The organism is Microcystis sp. Msp_OC_L_20101000_S702 (assembly GCF_007095705.1).
In the GTDB taxonomy this organism is placed as follows: Bacteria; Cyanobacteriota; Cyanobacteriia; order Cyanobacteriales; family Microcystaceae; genus Microcystis; species Microcystis ichthyoblabe_A.
Genome location: NZ_SFBO01000215.1, coordinates 1 through 4,862, shown reverse-complemented (window position 1 = coordinate 4,862; position 4,862 = coordinate 1). Strand labels below are relative to the sequence as shown.

Here is a 4,862-nt window from a genome sequence, read left to right as displayed (position 1 = left end):
AACCTTGCGTCTTCATCGGCCCGCGTCCTGTAGGGGCGAAGCATTCGGGCAATAACCTATCGGTGAAAACGTAGATTTTCTATCCGAATGCTTCGCCCGTACTTATTCAGCAAACCCTAAATAGGGTTTAACTATTTTGGACGTTGCCGATTTCAGAGCCAATGGGAGAGTCGGTGGTCGGTCAAAGAGACACGCTCTCACGCGGTAAACAGCCTAAACTTTGGCCAGTATTGGAGCGGGTGTAGGGGTTCCAAGTTCCTAACTCCCGGGAGGAAAGACCACAAAGATAAGAGCGCTCTAAATCGCTCAATACCCCGCAGAGCTGCGAACTGTAACTCGACTTTTTCAAGATAAGAGAATCGAGCAATTATTGGGAGAAGAAATAAAAACCGATTATATCATCATTGATATAATCGGGAGAGTCATGGATGACTTCAGAAGTGTTGAATGATAGCTTCATAAAGTAAAAAAGCGACTGTCATATCACATTCCAGTCACATCTATCTAACTTATAATTGCTATTGTCATGATGCTAAACTCCTTTGGGAGGATTGTCAAAACAATCTTAAGAAGTTTGAGAGGGTTAGGGATAGCTCTCCAGAAGATTTAGTGGGGGAATCAGTGGCCGGAAAGCTTCATACCCCTAATTCGGTTAAATTAAGTACCCAAGCAAAATTAATTACAGATCTAAGCCGTCTCCCGTCCTGACTAGGAAATTAATTTTGCACGACTACTTATTGTTTTTGTCGTAACTTTGAAGCGATTCCCAACAGTCCGAAACCTAGCAATCCTAATATCGCGGAAGGTTCGGGAATGGAAGCAGCGTCAAGGGTTATAAGATCGAAATTTGTCTGGGCATTGGATCCAGCCAGGGAGGTCAGACGAATTTCTAACGCCTGCCCTGGAGTAACGCTGATACCACTGGTATAGCTAGCGGTGACAGCTTGGAAGGTTCCGTCAACGGGAGTAACACTACTGTTAGAGGCTAGAAGGGTACCTCCGGCGTAAAGTTGGATATTGTAGCCCGGAAAGTTAAGACCAAGTCTGTTTCCGACAAACGCGCCCAAAGTATATACCGTGTTCGCTTGCAAAGTTGCGGAAAGTGTCTGGGAGATAGTTCCCCCGTTACTCCAGGCTACTTGATTTCCATTAGGAAGAGTCGGTGATAGACCGTACCAAGAATTACCAGAACTCTGACCTATGGTTGGATTAGCAAATCCCTGCTGCCCCCCTGTGAACGTCCAGCCCCCGACGGAACCTGTACTAGAGATAAACCCCGTTGGGTTAGTGACGATCGGGGTTTCAAAGCTGTTATTCGCTACGGTAAGAAGTGCAGCCTTAACTTGCCCCTGCGGAACAATCACCAAAAAAGAAGATGCGATCGCTATCTTGAATAGTCCTAGCTTATTGCTGCCAGCAAAAGACATTAATTTCGCTAATATTTTTTGAGTCATAATGTTGACACTCCAAAGGAAAAATCGGAAATTACTCTCGGCTCATCATAGCAACACCTCAAACTTTTAGCAACACCAAACAGTAGGGTGAGAGCATCTCAAAAGCTATTGACAATTGGCCAATTTTGTGATCCGCTTGCTGTGTGGGCATTTCAGGTGATACCAGTCAATCAGAGTAGTCACGAAATCTTCACATTTGGTCAATTTTTGCTTAACAATTGAGATGGCCAATTTTCCTCAAATATGCCTGAATCGCTCTCTGGGTAAGCAACTCAGATAAAGTTCATTTTGTTAAGGACTGTTAAGATGCGCTTACCCTGCACCCAACAATGATTGATAAGAGTCAATTTTGACTTTCTGTCTAATCTGCCTTTCTTTCTTGTTGTGACTCGCTTATAAGTTTTTGGGGATGTCTATTGATTGACCATAGAAATACTTAAGAATACTAATAGATTGAACGTTTAGGCTCCACACCCATGAGATTATACTAGAAACAAGCCATAGCCTGTGAAGAATAATGTTCCAAGAACTCGAAGCCATATTTGATGGGACAGTGCTTGAACCTGATGTTCCCTTAGAGCTAACGGTGGGTACGAGGGTAGGAATTCTTGTGGAGAGCGCATTGCCCAATCAAGTCAAACCGCCTAAAACATTTCTTAAAACTGCCCGGTTTCTAAAATTGTAGGGTGAACCTGATTAGTCGGAGAAAATTGACCAATATTTGTCTGGGGAGTTACCAACTAATGCTTACTTCTCTTAATCGCATTTTCTCGCCTATAGTATCTGGCGTTTTGCTTACCATAATTATCTCCAGTTGTCAAGGTGCAAATGTATTAACTTCGGCGAATAATTCCCAGACCAATCAATGGCAAAAAGTGACCGTAATCGAGGGTTTAGAGCATCCTTGGTCGATGGTTTGGCTACCTAACGGGGAAATCCTGATCACAGAGCGTCCAGGTCGTTTAAGGGTGGTTAGAGAGGGCAAATTGAACCCAAAAGCCATCGCTGGAGTCCCCGAAGTTTTTGCCGTCGGACAAGGAGGACTGCTGGATGTGGCAATTCATCCCCAATTTGCCCAAAATCGCTGGATTTATCTAACTTATGCCCACGGAGACCAGGAGGCTAATCGTACCCGCGTCGCTCGTGCGGTTTATGATGGTACAAGTTTGCGAGATCTGCGGGTTATTTTTGAAGTTTCCCAGACAAAAACCGGCTCTCAACACTTCGGTTCGCGGTTATTATGGCTACCAGATGGCACTTTATTGGTAGCAATTGGGGACGGGGGTAATCCTCCCCTACAATTAGCGGGAGATTTAATTAGAAAACAGGCACAAAATCGGCAAAGTCATTTAGGTAAAATTATCCGCATCAATGACGATGGTTCTATCCCGAAAGATAATCCTTTTGCGGGTTCTAAAATTTGGAGTTATGGTCATCGGAATATTCAAGGAATCAGCTTTGATCCGATGACTAAAAGAGTCTGGGCAACCGAACACGGAGCGAAAGGAGGGGATGAATTAAATTTAATTGAAAAAGGTAAAAATTACGGTTGGCCAGTGGTTTCTGCCAGTCAAGAGTACGGCACTAATAACCCAGTTTCCCGCGAAGAATCTCGACTAGGTCTGATCGATCCGAAAACAATTTGGACACCTGCGATCGCTCCTTCGGGATTGGTCTTTTATACCGGTAATCGCTTTCCTAATTGGCAGGGAAATTTATTCGCCGGTGGCTTAGTTTCCAGAGATATTCGCCGTCTGGAAGTGGATAAATCGGGTGAAATTATCAATCAAGAAGCGATTCCCATCGGTCAGAGGGTGCGGGATGTGCGTCAAAGTCCTGACGGATTTTTATATCTGCTCACCGATGAAGGGAACGGCCAATTAATTCGCCTTGAACCGCCATCTAATTTGTAAAAGTTCACAGAAATTATTATGGAAACCTTGAAGATTTTTTAGCGACTTCTAGTATAGTTATGTTTGTACGGGAGTAAGCACTCGATTTATGAAGAAGATTTTACAGTTAGTGGGACTAGGTTGTATATTACCTATGTTCCTTGCCAGTGCGAGTTTAGCGGAAACAGTGGTGGAAAAAGTGGCTCGCACGGGATTTTTGACCGTAGGAACCCGTTTTGATGCGATTCCCTACTCCTACGTCAATGATAAGGGGGAATTAGTCGGCTATTCTATGGATGTGTTGGAACGAATTAGAAAACGATTGGAAACTCGTCTCGGTCGTCCCGTCACCCTGCAAATGATTGAAGCTAACCAACCCGGAGAGAAAATTAATCTCATTCGTAGCGGGGACATCGATATCGCTTGTAGTACGGCTTTTACTTGGGAAAGGGCGAAAGTTGTCGATTTTTCCATCAGTTACAGCATTTCTGGGATTAGGATTTTAGCCAAAAAAGGTAGCAATCTCTCCACTCCTCAATCCCTAATCGGTAAACGCATCGCCTTGGTTCCCACTTCTGCGGCCGTGGATGTGATTAAATTAGTACAACCGCAAGCGACAATTGTTACCACCTACAGCACCGTAGAAGAAGCGATCGAAGCTTTAAAAACCGGTAAAATTGACGCCATAGCGGGGGATAGCATTTCTTTAGCGGGAACAATCCTCAGAGATAACCCTAAAATCTACGAAATCGTCCCCGAAGAAGCTCTAGCTAATTTTGGCATTGCTTGCATGGTTCCCGAAAATAACTCTACTTTTTTGGATGATGTCAACTATGCCATTGTTAAAATGATGCAGGATTACATCACCAATGATACGGCCACCGTTAGTCAAATCGATCGCTGGTTCGGTAGTCAAGGCCTGGTTCCCATCCCCCCAGAATTATTAAAGGGGTTTTTTGCCTTCAAAGTTATCGAACACGCCCAAATTAATCCCCAAGAAGCCAAATAGGAGCATAAATTCAGGTGAATATCAGCAATAAAACTGGTTTAGTCGGCTTTCTTCTCGCTTTATCTGCCTTCGGTCTGACTAGCACTGCTCAGGCCGCCTCAGACGAGGCTAATCCCATTGAAGCGCGTTTAAGTCGTCTATCTAGCGCTGTACGCGAACGGGTTAACCAACTGCCGGAAGGTACTGCCGATCCTAGTTTACAAGCTTTAGGCTGGGGAGATGGTGGCAATCGCGGTTGGGGGAATAGTCGTGTCGGTGGTTGGGTAGATGGTCGCGGTGGTAGTTTTGTTAATGCGCGGCCCTGGGGCAATGGTTGGTCTGACCGTGGTGGTTTCTTTAATTCCCGACCGCGCTGGGGTAATGGTGGCGGTTTCTTAAATCGTCGGTAAGTAGCGACTGTCTTGATTGTCAAGGGGTAACTCAAAAAACAATCAAGGAGTTGCTGTCGAACCTAAAATCTCAAGCCAGAAAAAAGCGCAGCAAAAACTAAGTCGCTCAGGTTAAACC

5 protein-coding genes are annotated in these 4,862 nt (G+C 44.7%); 4 read left to right on the top strand and 1 reads right to left on the bottom strand.

The window, feature by feature from the left end:
- Positions 1-734: 734 nt before the first annotated feature.
- Entirely contained in the window at positions 735-1,454 is a 720-nt protein-coding gene (locus tag EWV60_RS21870) for a PEP-CTERM sorting domain-containing protein (protein WP_287234724.1), read from the bottom strand.
- Positions 1,455-1,971: 517 nt separating this feature from the next.
- Between EWV60_RS21870 and EWV60_RS21865 the strand changes: the two genes are divergently transcribed.
- The 4 genes from EWV60_RS21865 (at position 1,972) to grrA (ending at position 4,744) form a co-directional block, all read left to right on the top strand.
- Positions 1,972-2,139 carry a hypothetical protein gene (locus tag EWV60_RS21865; RefSeq protein ID WP_002773745.1) on the top strand — a complete coding sequence of 56 codons (168 nt, stop codon included), beginning with the start codon at positions 1,972-1,974 and terminating at the stop codon, positions 2,137-2,139.
- 58 nt (positions 2,140-2,197) lie between these two features.
- The gene (locus EWV60_RS21860; protein WP_287234721.1) at positions 2,198-3,367 is read left to right on the top strand and encodes a PQQ-dependent sugar dehydrogenase; all 1,170 of its coding nucleotides are present in this window, start codon (positions 2,198-2,200) and stop codon (positions 3,365-3,367) included.
- An 88-nt stretch (positions 3,368-3,455) separates the two neighbouring features.
- Positions 3,456-4,355, top strand: coding sequence for an extracellular substrate binding-like orphan protein GrrP (grrP, locus tag EWV60_RS21855; protein ID WP_002773743.1), 900 nt, complete (start codon positions 3,456-3,458; stop codon positions 4,353-4,355).
- 14 nt (positions 4,356-4,369) lie between these two features.
- Complete coding sequence (gene grrA / locus EWV60_RS21850; protein WP_002736677.1) at positions 4,370-4,744, top strand: GrrA/OscA1 family cyclophane-containing rSAM-modified RiPP; 375 nt, start codon at positions 4,370-4,372, stop codon at positions 4,742-4,744.
- The last annotated feature ends 118 nt before the right edge of the window (positions 4,745-4,862 follow it).

Bases quoted from the DNA above. Each gene is read 5' to 3' on its own strand.
- EWV60_RS21870 (WP_287234724.1), bottom strand. From the start codon at position 1,454: ATGACTCAAAAAATATTAGCGAAATTAATGTCTTTTGCTGGCAGCAAT.
- grrP (WP_002773743.1), top strand. From the start codon at position 3,456: ATGAAGAAGATTTTACAGTTAGTGGGACTAGGTTGTATATTACCTATG.
- EWV60_RS21860 (WP_287234721.1), top strand. From the start codon at position 2,198: ATGCTTACTTCTCTTAATCGCATTTTCTCGCCTATAGTATCTGGCGTT.
- EWV60_RS21865 (WP_002773745.1), top strand. From the start codon at position 1,972: ATGTTCCAAGAACTCGAAGCCATATTTGATGGGACAGTGCTTGAACCT.